The organism is Streptomyces sp. NPDC058773, from assembly GCF_042746015.1.
In the GTDB taxonomy this organism is placed as follows: Bacteria; Actinomycetota; Actinomycetes; order Streptomycetales; family Streptomycetaceae; genus Streptomyces.
Map to the genome: position 1 here is coordinate 243,344 of NZ_JBHYPE010000003.1, position 20,777 is coordinate 264,120.

A 20,777-nucleotide genomic window follows, 5' to 3' on the forward strand; every position below is an offset into this window, starting at 1 on the left:
GGGGGCGTGGGTGCGGCCGGCGGGGTGTCTGACGCGGGCGTGGGGGGGCGCGTGCCGGGCGCGGGACGCCAGGCGGCCCGGCCGGGGGGGGGCGGGGGGCCGGGCCGGGGGCGGCGCGGGGCGGGGAGCCGGTGGCTCAGAGGGCCAGCTTCCAGGTCACGGTGTCGAGCAGGAGGTCCGGGGTGACCTCGACGTCGAGCTGCTTGGCCGTCGGCGGCGCGTCGAAGACCATTTCCACGCTGGCGCTCTCGCCGGGGCTGATCGCGTTGCCGAAGTCGTGGTGCAGGATGCCGTGCTTGTCGTCGTCGACCTCCTCGGCCTCCTTGCCGTTGACCCGGGCCTTGGTCTGCACGAGGGGCTTGTCGAAGGCCTTGCTGCCGGTGTTCTTGATCGTGACGGTGAGCTTGTAGGCCTTGTTGCCCTGGGTGTGGCCGCTGACGACGGTGCTGGGGTCGACGGTGTAGGGGGCGGTCTTCGAGACGGTGACCTGGACGCCGTTGTTGTACTTCGCCGTGTCACCCGGCCCGAGGTCCTTGGCGCTCTGGCCGGAGCCGCCCTTCGGCTGGCCGGAGCTCTGCTCCACCTGCTTGTGCACCTCGTCGACGGCCTCGTTGACCGCCAGGACGGTGACGATGACGCCGACGACCGCCAGGACGAGCGCGAGGGCGCCCAGGACCGTGCCGGTCACCGCCACGCCCTTGTTCGTGGCCTGGCCCTTCTTGGCGCGGCTGAGGCCCACCAGGCCGAAGATCAGGGCGAGTACGCCGAGCGGTCCGGCGAGCCAGAACAGGATCATCGGGATGCCGCTGAGCGCGCCGATGATGCCGAGGACCAGGGCGGCGACACCGAGCCCGTTGCGGGCCTGCTGGGGGGCCGGAGCGCCGGTGGGCCCCTGTGGTGCGGGCTGGTAGTGCATCTGCTGAGACATGCGAAGGGGCCCCTTCCGGGCGCTCGAATCGATTGCTGCCGAAGCGATGGGTCAATAAGAGCAGGTGCTGTGAACCGAGTCAACATGAACATCTGTGAATGGTGAGAGTTCACGCTGTGAAGGGGTGTGTGCAGTGGTGCTGGGTATGCTTGCGGACACAGCGAGTCGGGGGCCACGGATGGGAGTCAGCCAGGTGCCGGACAACGCATCACCGGACAACACGACGGGCCGCACGGGCGGGGTGGCCGCCACCGGCACCGCCGAGGTGACGGCCGCCGGAATCGCCCGGCTCGCCGGGGTCGGCCGGGCCGCGGTCAGCAACTGGCGGCGGCGGCACGCGGACTTCCCCAAGCCGGTCGGCGGCACCGAGACCAGCCCCGCCTTCGCCCTCGGTGAGATCGAGCAATGGCTGCGCGACCAGGGCAAACTCGCCGAGGTCCCGCTCCGCGAACGGGTCTGGCAGCAGCTCGTCGGACACCCCTCCGGCACCGCGGCCGCGCTCCGCCAGGCCGGCGCCGTCCTGCTGCTGGTCCACGAACGGCCCGCGGTCTGGCAGCAGTTGCGCAGCGCCGCCGACGACGCCGAACTGACCGGTGTGCTCCCCGCGATGCTCGATGCCGTCCTCGCCGGCCGGCTCGGCCCGGAGCACCCCGTACGCGGGCTGACCCGCAAGGCGCTCGCCCCGTCCGCCGCGCTGGTGCGGGCCGCCGGTGATCTCGCGGCCGCGGAGGGCGCCCCGCAGGCGTACGCCTTCCTGCTCGGCCGGCACCTGGACGCCAACCCCCGGCAGTACACCCTCACCCCGCCGGGACCGGCCGCGCTGATGGTCGAACTCGCCGCTTCCGGCGGCCCGTTGGGTGCCGTCCTCGACCCGGCCTGCGGCGCCGGCGGTCTGCTCACCGCCGCCCAGGAGCGCGCGGCTCAGGAGCCCGGCGACGCGACGGACGGTGCGGCGGGCGGCAGCGCTGAGGCGGACGCCCCGGCAGAGCCCGTCACCCTGCACGGCCAGGAAGCCGACCCCGACCTCGCCGCGCTGACCGCGCTCCGGCTGGCCCTGAACGTCCCCGGCGACCGGGTCCGGGTCCGGGCCGCGGACACCCTGCGTGCCGACGCCTTCCCGGACCTCGCCGCCGACGCCGTCCTGGTGCACCCGCCGTTCAACGAACGCAACTGGGGGCATGACGAACTCGCCTACGACCCCCGGTGGGAGTACGGCTTCCCGGCCCGCACCGAATCCGAACTGGCCTGGGTCCAGCACGCGCTGGCCCGGCTCCGGCCCGGCGGCACCGCCGTCCTGCTCATGCCGCCCGCCGCCGCCTCCCGCCGCTCCGGCCGCCGTATCCGTGCCGACCTGCTGCGCCGCGGCGCGCTGCGCGCGGTCATCGCGCTGCCCGCCGGCGCCGCCCCGCCCAACGGCGTCCCGCTGCACCTGTGGGTGCTGCGCAGGCCCGGCGGCGGCCAGCCGCCGGCGCCCCAGCTCCTCGTCGTCGACACCGCCGACCTCGCCGCCGGCGCCCCCGCCGGCCGCGACAAGCCCGACTGGCAGAGCGTGCACACCACCGCCGTCGAGGCCTGGCAGACCTTCGACCGCGAGGGCGGCATCGAGGAACGGCCCGGTGTCCACCGCTCGCTCGCCGCCATCGACCTCCTGGACGACGATGTCGACCTCGCCCCGGCCCGGCACCTCCCGCCGCCCGCCGCGGCCGGCGGCCCCGCCGAACTCGCCCGGGTCCGCGACCGGCTGACCGCCACCCTCGCCCGTACGACGGAGCTGACCCCGCGGCCCGCGGCCGACGACACCCGCCCGGACCCCGCCGCCACCGCCCGGTGGCCGCTGACCACCGTCGGCGAACTCGCCCGCTCCGGCGCCCTGGTGCTGCGCGCGGGCGGCGCCGGCACCGCCCCCGCGCAGGGAGCGCCCGCGGTGCTCACCGACCACGACGTGCTCGGCGGCTCCGCCCCGTCCGGCGCCCTCCCCGAAGCGCCCGCCTCCGGGCCCGCCGAGGAACCGGTGCTGGTCCGCGCGGGCGATGTCGTCGTCCCGGTCCTCGGCGGCGGCGCCACCGCCCGGGTCGTCGACGACACCACCGCCGGCGCCGCCCTCGGCCGCAACCTCACCCTGCTGCGCCCCGACCCGGCCGCCCTCGACCCCTGGTTCCTCGCCGGCTTCCTGCGCGGCACCGCCAACACCCGGCAGGCCAGCAGCTACGCCTCCACCGCCACCCGGCTCGACGTCCGCCGGCTGCAACTGCCCCGGCTGCCCCTCGCCGAGCAGCGGCGCTACGGGCAGCGGTTCCGCGAACTGGCCGCCTTCGAGGAGGCGCTGCGGCTGGCGTCCCGGCTGGGCGAGCAGCTGGTCCAGGGGCTGCACGACGGGCTGACGGAGGGGGCGGTGGCGCCGGATTGACGGGGCTCGGCGGTGCCGGCCCGATGGGGGCCGGGCGGTGGCGGGCCGATGGCCCGGGGAGCCGCGTCGCGATGGAGTGCCGTACGGGGCGCGGGGGCGGAGATCGGGCCGTCCAATCCGTACAACCCCGCACGCGCGCTCGGCGTCGTCTATACGCTCGCAGACACATGCGTATCGCGGCGCATCGCGGTGGCTCGCACGCCCGCGCCCGCGCGCGAGGCCGTCGTGGCAGCACGGCCCCACCGGCCACGAACCGATCCACCAGGAGCAGTGATGCACGGCCCCGTCCCGGCCCTCCCGTCGCACCGTCCCCCGGCGCGGGGCGCGGTCATCCTGCTGCGGGTGGTGTTCGTGGCCGTCACGGTGCTCAGCCTGGGCTTTCTGGCCTGGGCCGCGCTGCTGCGGGCCGCGCTCGTCCAGCGCAAGCCGCTGGGATGGTGGCTGTTCGGCGCCGATCTGGCTCTGCTCACCGGCACCATCGTGTGGTCGGGCGGCTATCCCGACACGGACTGGCACATGGACGTCGCGGTGGCCGTGATCCTGCTCCAGATGGCCGGCACCGTGGCCTACTACCTCGTGGTCGACCAGCGGGCGCAGCGCACGGCCGGGCAGATGTACGGCCCGCCGGCCGGACAGGTGCCGGGCCACGGGGCCGCGTACGGTGCCGGACCCGCGGGCTACCCGGCCGCCCCGCACCCCTACGGCCCGGCCCCGCACCACGCCCAGGAGCCCCCGCCGTACGCGGCACCGGGCGGCGCCGCCCCCGTCAACCCGTACGCCCTGACCGAGACCCGGCTGCCCCGGCCGGGGCAGCCGGGCGCCCCGTCCCACCCCGCACCGCCGCCCGCGGGCCCGTATGCCCCGCCCCCGGAGTGGCCCCAGCCGCCGCAGCGCATTGACCGGGTGCGGGCCGAGCTCGATGAGCTCAGCGACTACCTCCGCAAGGAGGAGGGCCGGTGAACGGCCGTGTCATCGGGGGGCGTTACGAACTCTCCGCGCTGCTCGGCCAGGGCGGGATGGGCCAGGTCTGGATCGGCTACGACCGCCGGCTGGACCGTCGGGTCGGCGTCAAACTGCTGCGCCCCGACCGGGTGGCGGGCACCCCGGACGGCGAGGAGATGCGCCGCCGCTTCGTCCGCGAATGCCGGGTCACCGCGCAGGTCGACCACCCCGGGCTGGTCACCGTCCACGACGCCGGCAGCGACGACGAGGACCTCTACCTGGTCATGCAGTACGTCGAGGGCGCCGACCTCTCCGACCATCTCGCCGAGCACGACCCCTACCCCTGGCCCTGGGCGGTCTCCGTCGCCGCCCAGCTCTGCGCCGTACTGGCGTCCGTGCACGCGGTGCCGATCGTCCACCGCGACCTCAAGCCCCGCAATGTCATGATCCGGCCGGACGGCTCCGTGGTCATCCTCGACCTGGGCATCGCCTCAGCCCTGGACACCGACACCACCCGCCTCACCCACACCGGCTCCCCTATCGGCAGCCCCGCGTACATGGCGCCCGAACAGGCGATGGGCGGAGCCGTGGGCCCGCACACCGATCTCTACGCCCTGGGTGTGCTGCTGCACGAACTCCTCAGCGGCCAGGTCCCGTTCGCCGGTTCCACGGCCCTCGGTGTGCTGCACCGCCACCTCCACGAGGAGCCCGCCCCGGTCCGTACCCTGCGCCCCGACGTTCCCGAAGCCCTCGAAGGCCTCGTCCTCCGCCTCCTCCGCAAGGACCCCCAGGCGCGCCCCGCCGACGCCCAGGAGGTCTACCAGGCGCTGGCCCCGCTGCTCCCCACGGCCACCATCGGCCCGCAGGCCGACCGGTCCCCGCCCGTCCCACTGGCCCCCATGGATCCCACCCGCCCCTTCCGCCTTCCCCACGCCCCCTGGCCGGCCCGCGCCTCCGGCCCCCTGGCGCCCGCCCCCACCCCGACGGCGCTCGCCACGCCGCAGGTGCCACCCCCTCCGGCGCCCGCCGGGACCGGCTCCTCCGCCCGCCCGTCGGCCGACCCTCGCCCGGCCGCCGACCCGCGCACCTCCGCCGTCCCCGCCGACCCGCGCACCTCCCGCCCGGGCGCCTGGACCTCCGCGGCCGTCCCCTATATACCCGCGCCCCCGACCGCCCCTTCCGCGGCCGGCTCCGCCACGCCCCCGGGCCCGGATGTCGCCGCCGCCGTCGACGAGGTCAAGAGCCTGCTCGACCAGGGGCGGATCACCCGCGCCGTGGACATCCTCGGCGGCATCCTCCCGGCCGCCGCCGAGCGGCACGGCGCGCACTCCCCGGTCGTCCGCACCCTGCGCAAGCAGTACGCAGCCACCCTCATGGACGACGGCCAGTACCGCCGCGCTCTGCCCGAACTCCGGCGACTGGCTGACGAGTTCGGCCAGGAGTCCGGCGCCGGCGCCACCCGCCAGGCCCTCCAGTTCCACTACGAGGCGGCCCAGTGCCTGGAACAACTCGGTGAGGTCGCCCAGGCGTTGGAGGAGTTCCGCGCCCTGCTCCCCTACTTCGAGCACTACGCCGACGATCCCGTCCGCCCCCTGGAAATCCGCCGCTCCATAGGCCACTTGCTCCTGGCCCAGGGCGAACGCGGCGCCGCCCGCGAAACCCTCTCCCGCCTCCTCCACGACGCCGAGCGCCTGCACGGCCCACACCACCCCTTCCCGGAGGAGCTGCGCCGGACGCTGTATTGGCTGGGGCGGGTGCAATGAATGCTGACGAGTCGGAGACGGTCAAGCGGTCGAAGCCCGGACCCGCCCTTCTGAGCCACGTAGCACTGTGCCCGCCTGCCGGGAGCTGGCCTCGGCATCTGGGAGCCGCGGCGGTTGACGAGGTCGCCCAGGAAACCCTCTCCCGCCTCCCTGTCAGCTACGTGCGCTGGCGCGCACCGAGCGGGCCATGCATGTCAGGACGGGTGATTCCGGCGACGGCTGGACCTCTCCGATGACTGCGTACCCCCATCCCTCGTAGAGCCGCTGAACCTTCCCGTCGCCGGCGGCCGGGTTCACCATGAGAGTCGCGTACCGTTCGCTCCGGTTGGCCAGCAGAGCATCGTGGATGCAGCGGGCAACTCCGCGTCCTCTCCATGGTGTTGTCACTCCGATCTCCTTCACCGCAACTGCGGGGGCGGCTGTGTAGAGCGCGGGAACGGGTGTGCTCATCCGGGCCCACCAGCGGTCATCGGGTTGGATGGTGTTGGCGTAGGCGTAGCCGATGGCGGCATTGCCCGCGTAGGCGATGACGCTTTGCCAGCCGGGTTCAGCGGCATGGCGGTCGAGACGCTCGGCGAACACGTCTGCGCGGTAGTTCGGCAGGTGCAGCAGCTCTGCCCGTACGTCCGTGTACAGGTCGATGAGCTTCTGCCGGACGCCCGGCAAGGCTGCGTAGTGCTGAAGCTTGACTGGTGCGGTCATGCCAGGGTCTCTCGCTCGTACTGCGTCCAGGCGCGGGTGTGGGGGCTACGCGGCGCGCACCTGCGCAGATGGTTGTCGAATGCGCGAAGCATCCCGGAAATGCGGGGATGGCGCACGGCTGCGTGCGGGATGCTCATCGCCGTGGAAACGGCCGGTTCGAGATCTCCTTGTCCGAGCTGAGCGCGGGCAAGCCGTGCCGTGGTGATGGCGCGAGACCGGTGCATGTGGGTGCGGAGTGCTGCCAGGCTGCGATGCGCGTGTGCCTCCGCTGTGCTCCAGTCGCCGAGGGCTAGGTGAGCGGCGAGGGCGAGACTGTCCAACTCGGACTGGCCGTAGAACGCTTCGAGCCATACCGGCCGAGGTGCGGTGCTCTCCGCTCGGTCAAGCGCTTCCTGCGCATGGCCGAGTAACCGGCGCACCGTTGACCGGTCGCCAGTGGTGCCGTGAATGGCGGCATGCCGGGCGTGCCCCAGGGAGCCGAAGAGCGGATCACGCCGGGCAAGGGAGAGGGTTCGCGCCACGTCGTTGGCCGCGAGTGCGTCCGAGGGACGGCCCAGGTGCCGGTACAGAGTTCCGGCGTGCGACCAGATCCGGAACTGGATCGCCTGGTCGCCGGACATTCCCGCCAGACGGGAGGCTCTGTCGTGGTGCCGCTGCGCCGCATCGAAGCGGCGCCCGTCGATCGCTGCCCACATCGCGCTGGACGTGAAGGCCGCGGCCACGGCATAGAGCTGACCGCGTACGCGCTGACCGGCAGACCCGCGGTCCTGGAGATCCAGGGCCTGGGTGGCCAGTTCGAGTGCCTGGGTTTCAATGCCGCGCATGCCGCCGTGCTGATGGTCTCCGGCCACAACGGCGGCGAACTTGCTCTGGAGACGGGCTACATCAGACATCCCGATGCGGTGAGGTGCGGTGCCGGTGGGGAGGGGCGCGACGGCGGAGGCCGCGGTGGCGGTGAGGAAGCTGCGGCGGTTCACGGGGTCCTCCTGCGAGGGTGCCGGGACGGGTGCGGCGCGGCCCCGGGGCACGAACCCCAAGGCGGTGGCCGGTAGACCGGTGACCTTCTCCAGGGCGGCCCGGGTGGCGGACTTCGGCCAGCGGACCCGCCCCGCCTTCCAGTCCCGTACCGATGACCCGTCCAGCCCTCCGGTCCGGCCGGTGAGGTCACCGACGGCCCGGTTGACCGCGTCGGCCAGTGAGTTGGAGCTGTAGCCGTGCTCAGCCATCCACGCTGTGAGCGCTTGATTCCGCGTGGTGTCCATGCCCGCACGGTAGGCCCCGGAGCACCCGGCAGTCAGGCCAAAAGACGGTCAAATCGCCCTAGGGGCGCGATCAGAGGCCTGCCGTAACGCACTAACCGTGTGCCCTGGCTGCCGCGTTGGCTGAGCGAAGCTGCCCGCGGCTCTGGGTGCCGACGGAAGTTCCGTCGGCTCTCCGACGCTGCGGCGGCTCGCGGTCCGGCGTCACCTCGCGTTGCGGACCGTCTCGCTTCAGGACGTTCAGGAAAGGACCCTCCGATGAAGACGACGTCGCAACACCGGTCGCTCGGCCTGGGCCACTGGTCGCACCCCCTGCTCGGCCAGCGCGTGATCGACCACGCCCACAGTGACCGGGTCGGGGTCCTCCGCGCTCTCGCCCCCGACGTAGAGGGCGGCAGTCTTGATCCGGTTCTCAAGGTTCCGGACACACCGCCCGTGGCATGGCTCTCGCCGGAGGGCGGCGGCATCGAGTGGACGACCGGCCTGGACACGATCGAGGCCGCGCAGTGAGCCCCGGACAGCGCCCGGAAGTCGGCGACGAGGTCGAGTACGCCCCAGGGCGTCGGGCCGTAGTGACGGACATTCGCAAGGGCGTCATTTATTTACGGGGACGAGGAAGCCGGGAGTGGCCGGCGGAGGAACCGTCGGCACTGTCCGTGTCGCGGACCCGGGCGGAACGGATCGCGGCAGACGACGCGTGGTGAGGGCAGGTCCGGGACGGGGCCGGCGGCAACACCCCCGCCCGGTCCCCCTGGGGCGCCGTTCCCTCCGCGGAAGGAGAACCCGCCCCCGCCGCAGATCGTTGGCCGAAGCAGTGGCCTGGGCCACGCCGACTCCATAGCATCGATCAATCAAGGTCGAGACTCCGTCGCACGATCTGCCGGGAGGCCATGTGTTCCGCCGAAGGACAGCGCTCTCCGTATCCGCCACCGCCGCCCTGCTGGCCGCGACCCCGTTGCTCGCCGCCTGCGGGAACGACGCCCACCCCGGTGCCGCGGCCATCGTGGACGGGAAGCGGATCACCGTCTCGCAGTTGCAGGCGAAGGTGAAGGACGTACGCGCCGCCCAGGCCGAGTCCCCGCAGGGCGGCCAGCTGATCATGAACACCGGGCGGCTGAGCCTGGCCACCCTCAACGGCATGATCTTCGACGAGGTGCTGGCCCGCAGCGCGAAGGACGCCGGGGTGACGGTCAGCCGCGGCGACATCCAGAAGTGGCGGGCCCAGGCCGAGCAGCAGGCGGGCGGCGCCCCGCGGCTGAAGGCGATGTGGCTCCAGCAGGGCGTCGCCCCGGATGAGATCGACGCGATGGTCCGCAATCAGCTGCTGCTCGACGGCGTCGCCGAGCATCTGCACGCGGACCGCCGTGCGCCGCAGGGTCAGCAAAAGCTCGCCCGCGCGCTGGCCACGACCTCCCGGTCCATGGGGATCGACGTCAATCCGCGGTTCGGCAAGTGGGACGACCAGCAGGTCATCCTCGGCGAGACCAAGGACCCGTGGCTCACCAGGGAGCCGGCGAGGCAGCAGGCCTGAGCGGGGAGACGGCCACCGGAGCCGGGCGCCGGACCCGGTGGCCGGCAGTCCGCCCGGACCGGCGCCGGGCGGTGCCGACGGGGTGCGTTACGTTCGAGGCGTGAACGCTGACGCCTCCGCCGCCGAGACCGGCGCCGCCCCCCGCCCCGAGGGCACCGGCACCGGACGCCTGGTGCTGCTCACCACCAGCCACCGGGTCGCCCCCGGACTCCTGTCCTGGCCCGCCTGGCAGATGCTGCGCGCGGCCGACCGCGTGCTGAGCGCCGATCCGGACCACCCGCAGCTCCCCTATCTGCGGGAGGCCGGCATCGAGGTGGAGACCGCCGCGCCCAGCGCCCGCGAACTGGTCGACTACTGCGTCCCCAAGGCCCGTACGGCCGTCGTGCTGACCTCCGCGGACGGCGAGAGCACGCTGACCGACGGCCTGGCCCGGCTGGCAGGTTCGGGCCGCGAGACCATGCCGGACCTGGAGCTGCTGCCCGGCTCCTACGACCTGCCCGGCGCCCGGCTGCTCGACCTCGTCCAGGTCATGGACCAGATCCGCGCCGAGTGCCCCTGGAGCAGCGTCCGTACCCACCGCGACCTCGCCAGGTACGGCATCGAGGAGGCGTACGAGCTGGTCGAGGCCATTGAGGAGGGGGACCGCACGGAGCTGCGGGAGGAGCTCGGCGATGTGCTCCTCCAGGTCGTCTTCCACGCCCGGATCGCCCAGGACGACCCGGACGAGCCGTTCTCCATCGACGAGGTGGCGGGCACGATCGTGGAGAAGCTGCTCCACCGCCACCCCCATGTCTTCGGGGAGGAGGAAGCGGCCACCCCGGAGGACGTCAAGGCCACCTGGCTGCGGACGAAGGCCGAGGAGAAGCAGCGGGAGTCCGTGACCGAGGGCATTCCGCTGGCACAGCCGGGCCTGGCGCTCGCGGCCAAGCTGGCGTCGCGGGTGCGGTCGGCCGGACTGGACGTGGCCCTGCCGACGGGCGACGGGATCGGCTACGACCTGCTGGCGATGGCCGTACGGGCGGAGGCCGACGGCGCCGACCCGGAGGCCGCGCTGCGGGCGGCGGCGCGGGCCTACCGGGACGCGGTACTGGCCGCCGAGGGCGGCGCCGGTCGGTAGCGGTGGCGATCGGTGGGCGAGCGGGTAGGCACCGGTCGCGGTCGGCAGGGGGCCGGCAGGGGCGCCGCCGGGCGTGGTCCGGCGCGGAGGCGTCGCCGGTCAGGACGTGAGCGACGACGCCGGGACGTCGGCGGTGGCCGCCGCCGTGCCCTTCCCGCCCGAGGCCCGCCGCCGCATCCGGTCCGCCACCCACAGCCCCGCCACCACGAGCGCCAGCCCCGCCCCCAGCGCGCAGACGCCGCTCCAGCCGGCCAGGCCCCAGACCGCCGAGGTGAGGGCCGAGCCCACCGCACCACCGGCGAAGTAGCTGGTCATGTAGGCCGAGTTGAGGCGGTTCCGGGCGTCGGGGCGGACGGCGTAGACCAGGTGCTGGTTGCTGACGTGGACCGCCTGCGCGGCGAGATCCAGCACGATCACCCCGGCCAGCAGCGCCGCCGGCGACCAGCCGCCGCCCGCACCGCCGAGGGCCAGCAGCCCCCACGAACCCAGCAGCAGGAACGCCGCCGCGCCGGTGATCCGGTGCGCCAGCCCGCGGTCCGCCAGCCGCCCGGCCGCCGAGGCGGACAGCGATCCGGCCGCGCCCACCAGCCCCAGCAGACCGATCGCCGACTCCTGCCAGCCGTAGGACGGGCCGGACATCAGGAACGCCAGCGCCGTCCACAGCACGCTGAAGCCCGCGAAGGTGAGGGCGCCCAGCGCGCCCCGCCACCGCAGCACCGGCTCCTGGCCGAACAGCGCCACCGTGGAGCGCAGCAGCGCCGGATAGCGCAGCCCGACGGTGGTGCGCAGGGCCGGCAGCCGGAGCCGCAGCAGCACCGCCATCAGCAGCATCAGCGCCGCGTTGACCCAGTAGACGGTGCGCCAGCCGCCCAGTTCGGCGAGCAGCCCGGCGGCCGTACGGGCCAGGAGGATGCCGAGCAGCAGCCCGGTCATGACGGCGCCCACGGTCCGGCCGCGCTCGGCGGGCGGTGCGAGGGTCGCCGCGAACGGCACCACCACCTGGGCGGCGACCGAGGTGAGCCCGGTCAGGGCGGTGCCGGTGAGCAGCAGGGCGGCGTTCGGGGCGCTCGCGGTGACGGTGAGGAAGAGCGCGGTCGCCGCGGTCAGGGTGACGGCCAGCCGGCGCCGCTCCAGCAGATCGCCGAGCGGGACGAGCAGCAGCAGGCCGAGACCGTAGCCGACCTGGGCGACGGTCACCACCAGCGCGGCGGTGGCCGCGGGCAGATGCAGATCGCGCCCGATGACGTCCAGCAGCGGCTGGGCGAAGTAGTTGCCGGCGACGGAGAGTCCGGCGGCGACCGACATCAGCAGCAGGGTGCCGCGGCCCGGGCCCGGCCCGGTATCCGGCCCGTCCCCCGCGGCCCGCTCCGGTATGTGCTCGGTTGCCATGCCCTGACCTCCCCGGTACGCCCGCGGCCACCGTGGCGGCGGGCACGTCCCAGCCTGGGGCCGGCCGATCGATGAGTCCAACACATCGTTTTCATCGCATCCATCGTGGATCGTGATCAATGCTGGTTAGGGTGGGTGGATATGGAGCTCCAGCAGATGCGGTACGTGGTGGCGGTCGCCGAGACCGGTGGGTTCACCCGGGCCGCCGAGCGCTGCCATGTGGTGCAGTCCGCGCTCAGCCATCAGATCGCCCGGCTGGAGAAGGAGCTCGGGGCCCGGCTCTTCGACCGGACCAGCCGCAACGTCCGGCTGACCACCGCCGGCGAGGCCTTCGTCCCGGTCGCCCGGCAGGCGCTGGAGGCGGCCGAGCGGGCCCGCGCCGAGGTGGCGGCGGCGACCGGTGAGCTGCGCGGCCGGCTCGCGGTGGGCGCGATCTCCACCGTCGCGGCCGTGGACCTCGCCCGGGAGCTGGGGGAGTTCCGCAGGCGGTTTCCGCAGGTGCGGATCAGCCTGCAGACCGAGATGAGCGATCGGCTGATCGAGCAGGTGCGGCAGGGCGTGCTGGATGTGGCGTTCGTCGGGCTGGTGCCCGCCGCGCGGACCGTCGGCGTACGGGAGAAGGAGCTGGCGCGCGGTGAGCTGGTCGCCGTCGTGCCGCCGGGCCACGCGCTGGCGGGGCGGCGGTGGACCACGCTGGCGCGGGAGACCTTCATCGATTTCACGGCCGGGTCCGCGGCCAGCCGGCAGCGCGATGACGCGTTCCGGGCGGCGGGGCTGACGGCGGAGGTGGCGTTCGAGGTGACCACGGTCGAGTTCCTGGCCAAGCTGGTGCGGGCGGGCCTGGGCGTCGGCATGGTGCCGGAGGCCGTCGCCTCCGAGCTGTCCGGGCTGCACATCGTGCGGGTGCGGCCGGCGCCCGAGCGGACCGAGCGGGTGGTGTGGAGCGGCCTCGGCCCGTCGCCGGCGGCGGTGGCGTTCCTCAGCGGTCTCGGGGTGGACACGGCGTAGCGGAGGCCCCCGCCGGTGCGCGGGCGCGCCGGTGTGCGCCCAGCGGTTACGGTCGGAAGGTGCACGCCGAGCCACCCACCCCCGACGCCGACGCCCCCGCGGGCTGCCCCGCCGCCGGGCCCGCTCCCGCCCTCTTCACCTGGGAGTTCGCCTCCGATCCGTACCCCGCGTACGCCTGGCTGCGCGAGCACGCGCCGGTGCACCGGACCGAGCTGCCCAGCGGTGTCGAGGCCTGGCTCGTGACGCGGTACACCGAGGCGCGGCAGGCGCTCGCCGACGCCCGGCTGTCCAAGAACCCGGTCCACCACAGCGAGGCCGCGCACGGCAAGGGCAAGGTCGGCATCCCGGGCGAGCGCAGCGCCAACCTGATGACGCATCTGCTCAACATCGACCCGCCGGACCACACCCGGCTGCGCCGGCTGGTCTCGAAGGCGTTCACCCCGCGCCGGGTCGCCGCCTTCGCCCCACGGGTCCAGGAGCTGACCGACCACCTCATCGACCGGTTCGCGGCGAAGGGCGAGGCCGACCTCATCCACGAGTTCGCCTTCCCGCTGCCGATCTACGCGATCTGCGATCTGCTGGGGGTGCCGCGCGAGGACCAGGACGACTTCCGGGACTGGGCGGGCATGATGATCCGCCACGGCGGCGGACCGCGCGGCGGTGTCGCCCGTTCCGTGAAGAAGATGCGCGGCTATCTCGCCGAGCTGATCCACCGCAAGCGCGAGTCCCTGGGCCCGGCCCCCGAGCCGGACGAGGACCTGATCTCCGCCCTGATCAGGGCCTCCGACCACGGTGAGCACCTCACCGAGAACGAGGCCGCCGCGATGGCCTTCATCCTCCTCTTCGCGGGCTTCGAGACCACCGTCAACCTCATCGGCAACGGCACCTATGCGCTGCTGCGCCACCCCGCCCAGCGTGAGCTGCTCCAGAAGTCGATCGAGGCGGGCGACACCGAGCTGCTGACCACCGGCATCGAGGAACTGCTCCGCTACGACGGCCCCGTGGAGCTGGCCACCTGGCGGTTCGCGACCGAGGAGCTGACGCTCGGCGGGCAGCGGATCGCCGCGGGGGACCCGGTCCTGGTGGTGCTGGCCGCCGCCGACCGAGACCCGGCCCGCTTCCCCGAGCCGGACGTGCTCGATCTGACCCGGCGTGACAACCAGCACCTGGGCTACGGACACGGCATCCACTACTGCCTGGGGGCGCCGCTCGCCCGGCTCGAAGGACAGACCGCGCTGGCGACCCTGCTGACCCGGCTCCCGGACATCCGGCTTGCGGCGGAACCTGATGATTTGCGCTGGCGCGGCGGGCTCATCATGCGCGGATTGCGTTCGCTTCCTGTGGAGTTCTCTCCGGAGCGGCCCTGACCAGCGACGAAGCATATGTGACGCAGAGTCAAGTGCGTGACCTTTACGTGATCCGCGCTACATCGACTTGTGACTACCCGTGACCCCGGCTACCTTTCGACCCGACGATCGACAGGTTTCACTCGATCGGCCGAAGCGGTGATGTGGGGGGCCGGTGTAACGGCGCCGCTCGCGTGCGTCGGCCGGCCGGAGACCCGTCGAGCAGCTCTCGACGAGCTCGTCGCAACAACTCAACCGCCGCGCGAAAGGCATCCGCATGCGTTCCGGGAACGGCCGACATCGTCGCCCCCGTCAGGCACCGGCCATCTTTGTCACGGCGGGAGTGACCGGCGCCGGCTTCGCCCTGCCCCTGCTCGGCGCGACCGGTGCACACGCCGCCGACACCGCGACCTGGGACAAGGTCGCCCAGTGCGAGAGCGGCGGCATGTGGAGCGCGGCGTCGGGCAACGGCTACTACGGCGGCCTGCAGCTCACCCAGGAGATGTGGGACAACTACGGCGGCACGTCCTATGCGTCGCGCCCCGACCTCGCCAGCCGCTCCCAGCAGATCGCGGTCGCCGAGTCGATCCTCGACGACCGCGGGCCGGACACCTGGCCCAGCTGTGCGGTCAACGCCGGGCTGACCGACGACGGCCGCGCGCCCGAGGTCGACCCGGGCAGCACCAGCACCCCGGCGCCCGACCCGTCGGACGCCGGGGGCTCCCTCGATCCCTGGGACACCCCCGGCTCGTCCGATTCCCACGACGACGAGGGCTCGTCCGGCAGGCAGGACGAGCCGGGCGGCCGGCCCGACGCCACCCCCTCGCCCGACGCCTCGGACTCCGGGAAGCGCGACCAGTCCAAGGAGCGGGAATCGTCCGGCCCGGCGGCGCCAGGCGACCGGGACGACGAGCCGTCGAGGTCCACCGGCCCGTCCGATGACCCGTCCGCCGAGGACCCGTCCGCCGAGAACCCGTCGGAGGACCCGTCCGACGACCCCGCCGCCGACCCGTCCGGGGACGGCAGCCGTACGGACAGCAGCGGCACCCCGCGTGACGTGCCCGCCAAGGGCAAGCACCGCGGTCCGGCGGGAGACGGGGGCGACGAGCGCGCCGGGGACGACGGCGCCGGCCGGTCGGCCGGGGGCCTGCACGCCTCGCGCGGCGACGACGCGCACCGTACGGGCCCGGCGGCCGGCGGGGACTACACCGTGCGCCCGGGTGACAGCCTGTCAGCCATCGCCACGGCGCACCGGCTGTCCGGCGGCTGGCACGCGCTCTACGACCGCAACGAGGGCGTCATCGGCTCCGACGCGGACCTGATCCAGCCCGGTCAGCAGCTCGACCTCGGGCGGAACGCAGGGTAATTCGCCCTCCTTCGCCCTCTTTTGGGAAAGTGAGACAAGGGTCTCGTTGACTTCTGTGGGGCTCGGTGTGCCCAACCCCGGCATACCGGGCCCCACCTGCGATTTCGTGACCAAACCGCCTTCAAAATCGGGCAACTCGGTTCAGAAGGTGGGGTTTGAACCCCAAGGGGATTACTGCTTAACGTCAGGACCGCTCGCCAAAGCGGGCCCTTCGATCACACGCCGAATCCTGCCGGTGGTCGGAGGCACTTGACGCGCAAGCGCCGAAGGCAGGAGCGGGGGACCCAAGGTACGTGCCGGCCCCGCCCGTGAAAGCGGGTCAACCGGCTTGGGGTGAAGCCACGTGCGCGCCGCGCACACGGCCGGGCGACTCATCAGTCCGAACCCGACAGCTCACCTCGCAGGCGTCGGTGAGGAAACGAACGAACCATGCTGATCTTCAAAGGCAAGCACCGTCGTCCCTCCAAGGCCGTCCGCGTCGCCACCCTGGCCGGTGTCGCCGGTGCCGCCGTGGCCGTCCCGATGATGGGTGCCACCTCCGCCTCCGCCGCCACCGTCGCCACCTGGGACAAGGTCGCCCAGTGCGAGTCCGGCGGCAACTGGTCGATCAACACCGGTAACGGCTACTACGGTGGCCTGCAGTTCTCCAACTCCAGCTGGGCCGCCGCCGGTGGCACCCAGTACGCGCCGCGCGCCGACCTGGCCACCAAGTCCCAGCAGATCGCCGCCGCCGAGAAGCTCCTCGCCATCCAGGGCCCGGGCGCCTGGTCCTGCGCCGGGGCGGGCAACCTGACCGCCGGCGGCCCGGCCGCCGACGTCGACACCTCCGCGCAGACCAAGTCCGCGCCCAAGCAGGAGTCGGCCAAGCCCGAGGTCAAGAAGGCCCCGTCCGAGGACCGCGCCTCGCGCTCCACCGAGCGCAAGTCCACCGGCCACGGCAACTACACCGTCAAGGCGGGCGACACCCTCGCCAAGATAGCCAAGGCCCACGGCACCGACTGGAAGTCCGTCTACAAGGCCAACAAGTCGGTCATCGGCGGCAACCCGAACCTGATCATCCCCGGTCAGCACCTCACGGTCTGAGCCACCCGCCCAGCGGGGCTCCGGGGCCCGAGCGGCGGGCCCCTCCCTCACCGTGAGACCGCCCCGCCACGGCGCGCCCTTCCCCTGCGCGCCGTGGCGGGGCTTCTCGCTTCCCCGGCCGCGCGCCCGCCCGCACGCCCGCGCCCCCGGGCCGGACACCCGCCGCAAACCGGTTGCGGTTCAGCGCCTTTTCCCGTTCGGCGAACAATGTGCCGAAAGGTCCCGTGAACTGGGACTTCGGTAAGTTTTCCGGGGCCTTCCGTCCCACGGAGCGGGCCAAGGGCAGGCGGACGAGCCCGGGGCCGTTAGGCTCATGCGCAGAACGCCAGACACCCACGAAGGAGACAACGTGCCGTCGATCGACGTCGTCGTAGCCCGCGAAATTCTCGACTCGCGAGGTAATCCCACGGTCGAGGTCGAGGTCGGCCTCGACGACGGCAGCACGGGCCGTGCCGCCGTGCCGTCCGGTGCCTCCACCGGCGCCTTCGAGGCCATCGAGCTCCGTGACGGCGACCCGAACCGCTACCTGGGCAAGGGTGTGGAGAAGGCCGTCCTGGCCGTCATCGAGCAGATCGGCCCGGAGCTCGTCGGCTACGACGCGACCGAGCAGCGGCTGATCGACCAGGCCATGTTCGACCTGGACGCCACCGACAACAAGGGCTCGCTGGGCGCCAACGCCATCCTCGGCGTCTCCCTCGCCGTCGCGCACGCCGCTTCCGAGGCCAGCGACCTGCCGCTGTTCCGCTACCTGGGCGGCCCGAACGCGCACGTGCTGCCCGTCCCGATGATGAACATCCTGAACGGCGGCTCGCACGCCGACTCCAACGTGGACATCCAGGAGTTCATGATCGCCCCGATCGGCGCGGAGTCCTTCTCCGAGGCGCTGCGCTGGGGCACCGAGGTCTACCACACCCTCAAGAAGGTCCTGAAGGAGCGCGGCCTGTCCACCGGTCTCGGTGACGAGGGCGGCTTCGCCCCGAACCTGGGCTCCAACCGTGAGGCCCTCGACCTCATCCTGGAGGCCATCAAGCAGGCCGGTTACGCCCCCGGCCAGGACATCGCGCTCGCGCTGGACGTCGCCGCCTCCGAGTTCTACAAGGACGGCAAGTACCAGTTCGAGGGCAAGGACCGCTCGGCCGCCGAGATGACCGAGTACTACGAGGAGCTGGTCGCGGCCTACCCGCTCGTCTCCATCGAGGACCCGCTGTTCGAGGACGACTGGGCCGGCTGGAAGGTCATCACCGACAAGCTCGGCGCCAAGGTCCAGCTCGTCGGCGACGACCTGTTCGTCACCAACCCCGAGCGCCTCGCCCGCGGCATCGAGGAGGGCTCCGCCAACGCGCTGCTGGTGAAGGTCAACCAGATCGGCTCGCTGACCGAGACCCTGGACGCCGTCGAGCTGGCCCAGCGCAACGGCTTCAAGTGCATGATGTCGCACCGCTCCGGTGAGACCGAGGACGTCACCATCGCCGACCTCGCCGTCGCCACCAACTGCGGCCAGATCAAGACCGGCGCCCCGGCCCGCTCCGAGCGCGTCGCCAAGTACAACCAGCTGCTGCGCATCGAGGAGATCCTCGACGACGCCGCGGTCTACGCCGGCCGCTCCGCCTTCCCGCGCTTCCGCCACGGCAGCTGACGAAGACGGCCCGCTGCCAGGCCGGACAGGGCAGCAGGGGCTGAACGGGCGAGGCAATCGCCCCGCGCCCCGTACGTCCCCGGCAACGGTCCCGTACCGTTGCCGGGGACGTACCTGCTTGAAGCAGTCAGGCGTCCGTCAGTGAAGGGGAGACGACGTGCCCGCGGACCGGTTCTCGACCGCGACCCGACTCAAGGCGCTCGGCGAGCAGGCCGCCGCCCGCGTCTACCGCGCCCGCCCGCCCCGCCGCAACCGCCTCACCGGCCGCGCCGCCCTGCTGGCCCTGGTGATGTGCTCCCTGGTCGTCGCCCTCGCCTACCCCATAAGGCAGTACGTCTCCCAGCGGTCGGACATCGCCGAGCAGCGCCGCAAGGCGCAGGACGCCGGCGCCGCCCTGGAGCGGCTGCGCGAGCAGAAGGCCCGCTGGCAGGACCCGGAGTACGTACGCCAGCAGGCCCGCCGGCATCTGCACTACGTCCGGCCGGGCGAGTCCGGCTACATCGTCCCGGACGGCTCCGGCACCGGCTCCGCGCCCAAGGGGGCGCGAGCGGCGCAGCGCCCCTGGTACGAGAATCTGTGGGACGCCGTCGACACCGCCGACAAGCGGTAGGACGGACCGCGCCCGCCGGACCGCCGGCGCCCGTACCACCGCCGCCCGGCACCCCGTACTGTCGACAGCGGACGGTCCGCACCGCCCGCACCGCCGCCCCCCGCCACACCACTCACCTCACCGAAAGCGCACATGGACACCCCCCCGCCCCAGACCGAGCCCACCGAGCCCACCGCCGCGGACATCGCCGCCTTCAAGGAGCAGCTCGGCCGCCCGCCCCGCGGGCTGCGCGCCATCGCGCACCGCTGCCCCTGCGGCCAGCCGGATGTCGTCGAGACGGCGCCGCGCCTGGAGGACGGTACGCCCTTCCCCACGCTCTACTACCTCACCTGCCCGCGCGCGGCCTCCGCGATCGGCACGCTGGAGGCCAACGGCGTGATGAAGGAGATGTCCGAACGGCTGGCGACCGACCCCGAGCTGGCCGCCGCCTACCGCGCGGCACACGAGGACTACATCCGGCGGCGGGACGCCATCGAGGTGCTCCAGGGCTTCCCGAGCGCGGGCGGTATGCCCGACCGGGTCAAGTGCCTGCACGTCCTGGTCGGCCACTCGCTGGCGGCCGGACCGGGCGTCAACCCGCTCGGTGACGAGGCCCTCGCGATGCTGCCGGAGTGGTGGCGGAAGGGCCCCTGCGTGACCCCGTGCCAGGACACCGCCGGAGACCGGGACGCCCACGAAGGAGACGCCACGTGAAGCGGGTCGCCGCCATCGACTGCGGTACGAACTCCATCCGGCTGCTGGTCGCGGACGCCGACCCGGCGACCGGCGAGCTGAAGGACCTCGACCGCCGGATGCAGATCGTCCGGCTCGGCCAGGACGTGGACCGCACCGGGCGGCTGGCGCCCGAGGCGCTGGAGCGCACCTTCGCGGCCTGCCGGGAGTACGCCGCGGTGATCAAGGGCCTGGGTGCCGAACGGGTCCGCTTCGTGGCGACCTCCGCCTCCCGCGATGCGGAGAACCGCGACGACTTCGTCCGCGGCGTCGTGGACATCCTGGGCGTCGAGCCCGAGGTGATCACCGGTGACCAGGAGGCCGAGTTCTCCTTCAACGGCGCCACCAAGGAGCTCACCGGCCACGACGGGCACGAGCGGCCGTTCCTGGTGGTGGACATCGGCGGCGGCTCCACCGAGTTCGTGCTCGGCTCGGACGCCGTGCGCGCCGCCCGCTCGGTCGACGTCGGCTGCGTCCGGATGACCGAACGGCATCTGGTGCACGGCGGCGATATCAGCGACCCGCCCGCCGAGGGCCAGATCGCCGCCATAAAAGCCGATGTCGCCGCGGCCCTGGACCGGGCCGAGGAGACCGTCCCGCTGCGCGAGGCGGCCACCCTGGTCGGGCTGGCCGGCTCGGTGACCACGGTCGCCGCGATCGCGCTGGGCCTGGACGGCTACGACTCCGAGGCCATCCACCACTCCCGGATCTCCCTGGCCACGGTCCGCGAGATCACCGGCCGGCTGCTGTCGTCCACCCACGCCGAGCGCGCGGCCATCCCGGTCATGCACCCGGGCCGGGTCGACGTGATCGGCGCGGGCGCGCTGGTGCTCCTGTCGATCATGGAACGCAGCGGCGCCGAGGAGGTCGTCGTCAGCGAGCACGACATCCTGGACGGCATCGCCTGGCACGCCGCACTCGACGAAGAGTGACCCTCTGGCTGTGAGGCGGCCCGGAGTCTCAGGGCTCCGGGCAGCCT

18 protein-coding genes and 1 riboswitch are annotated in these 20,777 nt (G+C 73.2%); of the genes, 14 read left to right on the plus strand and 4 right to left on the minus strand.

Annotation, left to right across the window (positions count from 1 at the left end; all coding sequences use genetic code 11):
- Positions 1-136: 136 nt before the first annotated feature.
- Positions 137-928, minus strand: a complete 792-nt coding sequence (locus ACFW5B_RS04465) for a DUF4190 domain-containing protein (protein ID WP_386433060.1) — start codon at positions 926-928, stop codon at positions 137-139.
- A gap of 193 nt (positions 929-1,121) precedes the next feature.
- On the opposite strand from ACFW5B_RS04465, the gene ACFW5B_RS04470 reads away from it, so the two are divergent.
- The 3 genes from ACFW5B_RS04470 (at position 1,122) to ACFW5B_RS04480 (ending at position 6,040) form a co-directional block, all read left to right on the plus strand.
- Positions 1,122-3,335: an N-6 DNA methylase gene (locus tag ACFW5B_RS04470; RefSeq protein WP_386433062.1), complete on the plus strand. Its 2,214-nt coding sequence runs from the start codon at positions 1,122-1,124 to the stop codon at positions 3,333-3,335.
- A gap of 273 nt (positions 3,336-3,608) precedes the next feature.
- Positions 3,609-4,295, plus strand: a complete 687-nt coding sequence (locus ACFW5B_RS04475; protein WP_386433065.1) for a hypothetical protein — start codon at positions 3,609-3,611, stop codon at positions 4,293-4,295.
- Positions 4,292-6,040 carry a protein kinase gene (locus ACFW5B_RS04480; protein ID WP_386433068.1) on the plus strand — a complete coding sequence of 583 codons (1,749 nt, stop codon included), beginning with the start codon at positions 4,292-4,294 and terminating at the stop codon, positions 6,038-6,040. Before ACFW5B_RS04475 ends, ACFW5B_RS04480 begins: the two co-directional genes overlap by 4 nt.
- Before the next feature lie 153 nt (positions 6,041-6,193).
- On the opposite strand, the gene ACFW5B_RS04485 is transcribed toward ACFW5B_RS04480, so the two are convergent.
- Together ACFW5B_RS04485 and ACFW5B_RS04490 are read right to left on the minus strand one after the other, a co-directional pair.
- On the minus strand, positions 6,194-6,742 hold the full coding sequence (locus ACFW5B_RS04485; RefSeq protein WP_386433071.1) for a GNAT family N-acetyltransferase: 549 nt from the start codon (positions 6,740-6,742) through the stop codon (positions 6,194-6,196).
- The gene (locus ACFW5B_RS04490; RefSeq protein ID WP_386433074.1) at positions 6,739-7,719 is read right to left on the minus strand and encodes a hypothetical protein; all 981 of its coding nucleotides are present in this window, start codon (positions 7,717-7,719) and stop codon (positions 6,739-6,741) included. Before ACFW5B_RS04490 ends, ACFW5B_RS04485 begins: the two co-directional genes overlap by 4 nt.
- 540 nt (positions 7,720-8,259) lie before the next feature.
- Between ACFW5B_RS04490 and ACFW5B_RS04495 the strand changes: the two genes are divergently transcribed.
- The 3 genes from ACFW5B_RS04495 (at position 8,260) to ACFW5B_RS04505 (ending at position 10,649) form a co-directional block, all read left to right on the plus strand.
- Positions 8,260-8,511: a hypothetical protein gene (locus ACFW5B_RS04495; RefSeq protein WP_386433077.1), complete on the plus strand. Its 252-nt coding sequence runs from the start codon at positions 8,260-8,262 to the stop codon at positions 8,509-8,511.
- Between the two features lie 382 nt (positions 8,512-8,893).
- Positions 8,894-9,532: a SurA N-terminal domain-containing protein gene (locus ACFW5B_RS04500; protein ID WP_386433080.1), complete on the plus strand. Its 639-nt coding sequence runs from the start codon at positions 8,894-8,896 to the stop codon at positions 9,530-9,532.
- 100 nt (positions 9,533-9,632) lie between these two features.
- Entirely contained in the window at positions 9,633-10,649 is a 1,017-nt protein-coding gene (locus ACFW5B_RS04505; RefSeq protein WP_386433083.1) for a nucleoside triphosphate pyrophosphohydrolase, read from the plus strand.
- Positions 10,650-10,748: 99 nt separating this feature from the next.
- Here ACFW5B_RS04505 and ACFW5B_RS04510 read toward each other — a convergent pair whose 3' ends face one another.
- Positions 10,749-12,038: an MFS transporter gene (locus tag ACFW5B_RS04510; RefSeq protein WP_386433086.1), complete on the minus strand. Its 1,290-nt coding sequence runs from the start codon at positions 12,036-12,038 to the stop codon at positions 10,749-10,751.
- Positions 12,039-12,179: 141 nt separating this feature from the next.
- Between ACFW5B_RS04510 and ACFW5B_RS04515 the strand changes: the two genes are divergently transcribed.
- From ACFW5B_RS04515 to ACFW5B_RS04550, 8 genes are all read left to right on the plus strand, one after another.
- The gene (locus ACFW5B_RS04515; RefSeq protein ID WP_386433089.1) at positions 12,180-13,046 is read left to right on the plus strand and encodes a LysR family transcriptional regulator; all 867 of its coding nucleotides are present in this window, start codon (positions 12,180-12,182) and stop codon (positions 13,044-13,046) included.
- A 59-nt stretch (positions 13,047-13,105) separates the two neighbouring features.
- Entirely contained in the window at positions 13,106-14,413 is a 1,308-nt protein-coding gene (locus ACFW5B_RS04520) for a cytochrome P450 (RefSeq protein ID WP_386433092.1), read from the plus strand.
- A 322-nt stretch (positions 14,414-14,735) separates the two neighbouring features.
- The gene (locus tag ACFW5B_RS04525; RefSeq protein ID WP_386433095.1) at positions 14,736-15,758 is read left to right on the plus strand and encodes a transglycosylase family protein; all 1,023 of its coding nucleotides are present in this window, start codon (positions 14,736-14,738) and stop codon (positions 15,756-15,758) included.
- Positions 15,759-15,968: 210 nt separating this feature from the next.
- Positions 15,969-16,180: riboswitch (cyclic di-AMP (ydaO/yuaA leader) on the plus strand.
- A gap of 7 nt (positions 16,181-16,187) precedes the next feature.
- The gene (locus ACFW5B_RS04530) at positions 16,188-16,841 is read left to right on the plus strand and encodes a transglycosylase family protein (RefSeq protein WP_386433098.1); all 654 of its coding nucleotides are present in this window, start codon (positions 16,188-16,190) and stop codon (positions 16,839-16,841) included.
- Between the two features lie 313 nt (positions 16,842-17,154).
- Positions 17,155-18,477: a phosphopyruvate hydratase gene (eno, locus tag ACFW5B_RS04535; protein WP_085926317.1), complete on the plus strand. Its 1,323-nt coding sequence runs from the start codon at positions 17,155-17,157 to the stop codon at positions 18,475-18,477.
- 157 nt (positions 18,478-18,634) lie between these two features.
- Positions 18,635-19,087, plus strand: coding sequence for a septum formation initiator family protein (locus ACFW5B_RS04540; RefSeq protein WP_386433099.1), 453 nt, complete (start codon positions 18,635-18,637; stop codon positions 19,085-19,087).
- 132 nt (positions 19,088-19,219) lie between these two features.
- Positions 19,220-19,780: a DUF501 domain-containing protein gene (locus tag ACFW5B_RS04545; RefSeq protein ID WP_386433101.1), complete on the plus strand. Its 561-nt coding sequence runs from the start codon at positions 19,220-19,222 to the stop codon at positions 19,778-19,780.
- Positions 19,777-20,730: an exopolyphosphatase gene (locus tag ACFW5B_RS04550; RefSeq protein ID WP_386433102.1), complete on the plus strand. Its 954-nt coding sequence runs from the start codon at positions 19,777-19,779 to the stop codon at positions 20,728-20,730. Before ACFW5B_RS04545 ends, ACFW5B_RS04550 begins: the two co-directional genes overlap by 4 nt.
- Positions 20,731-20,777: the final 47 nt, after the last annotated feature.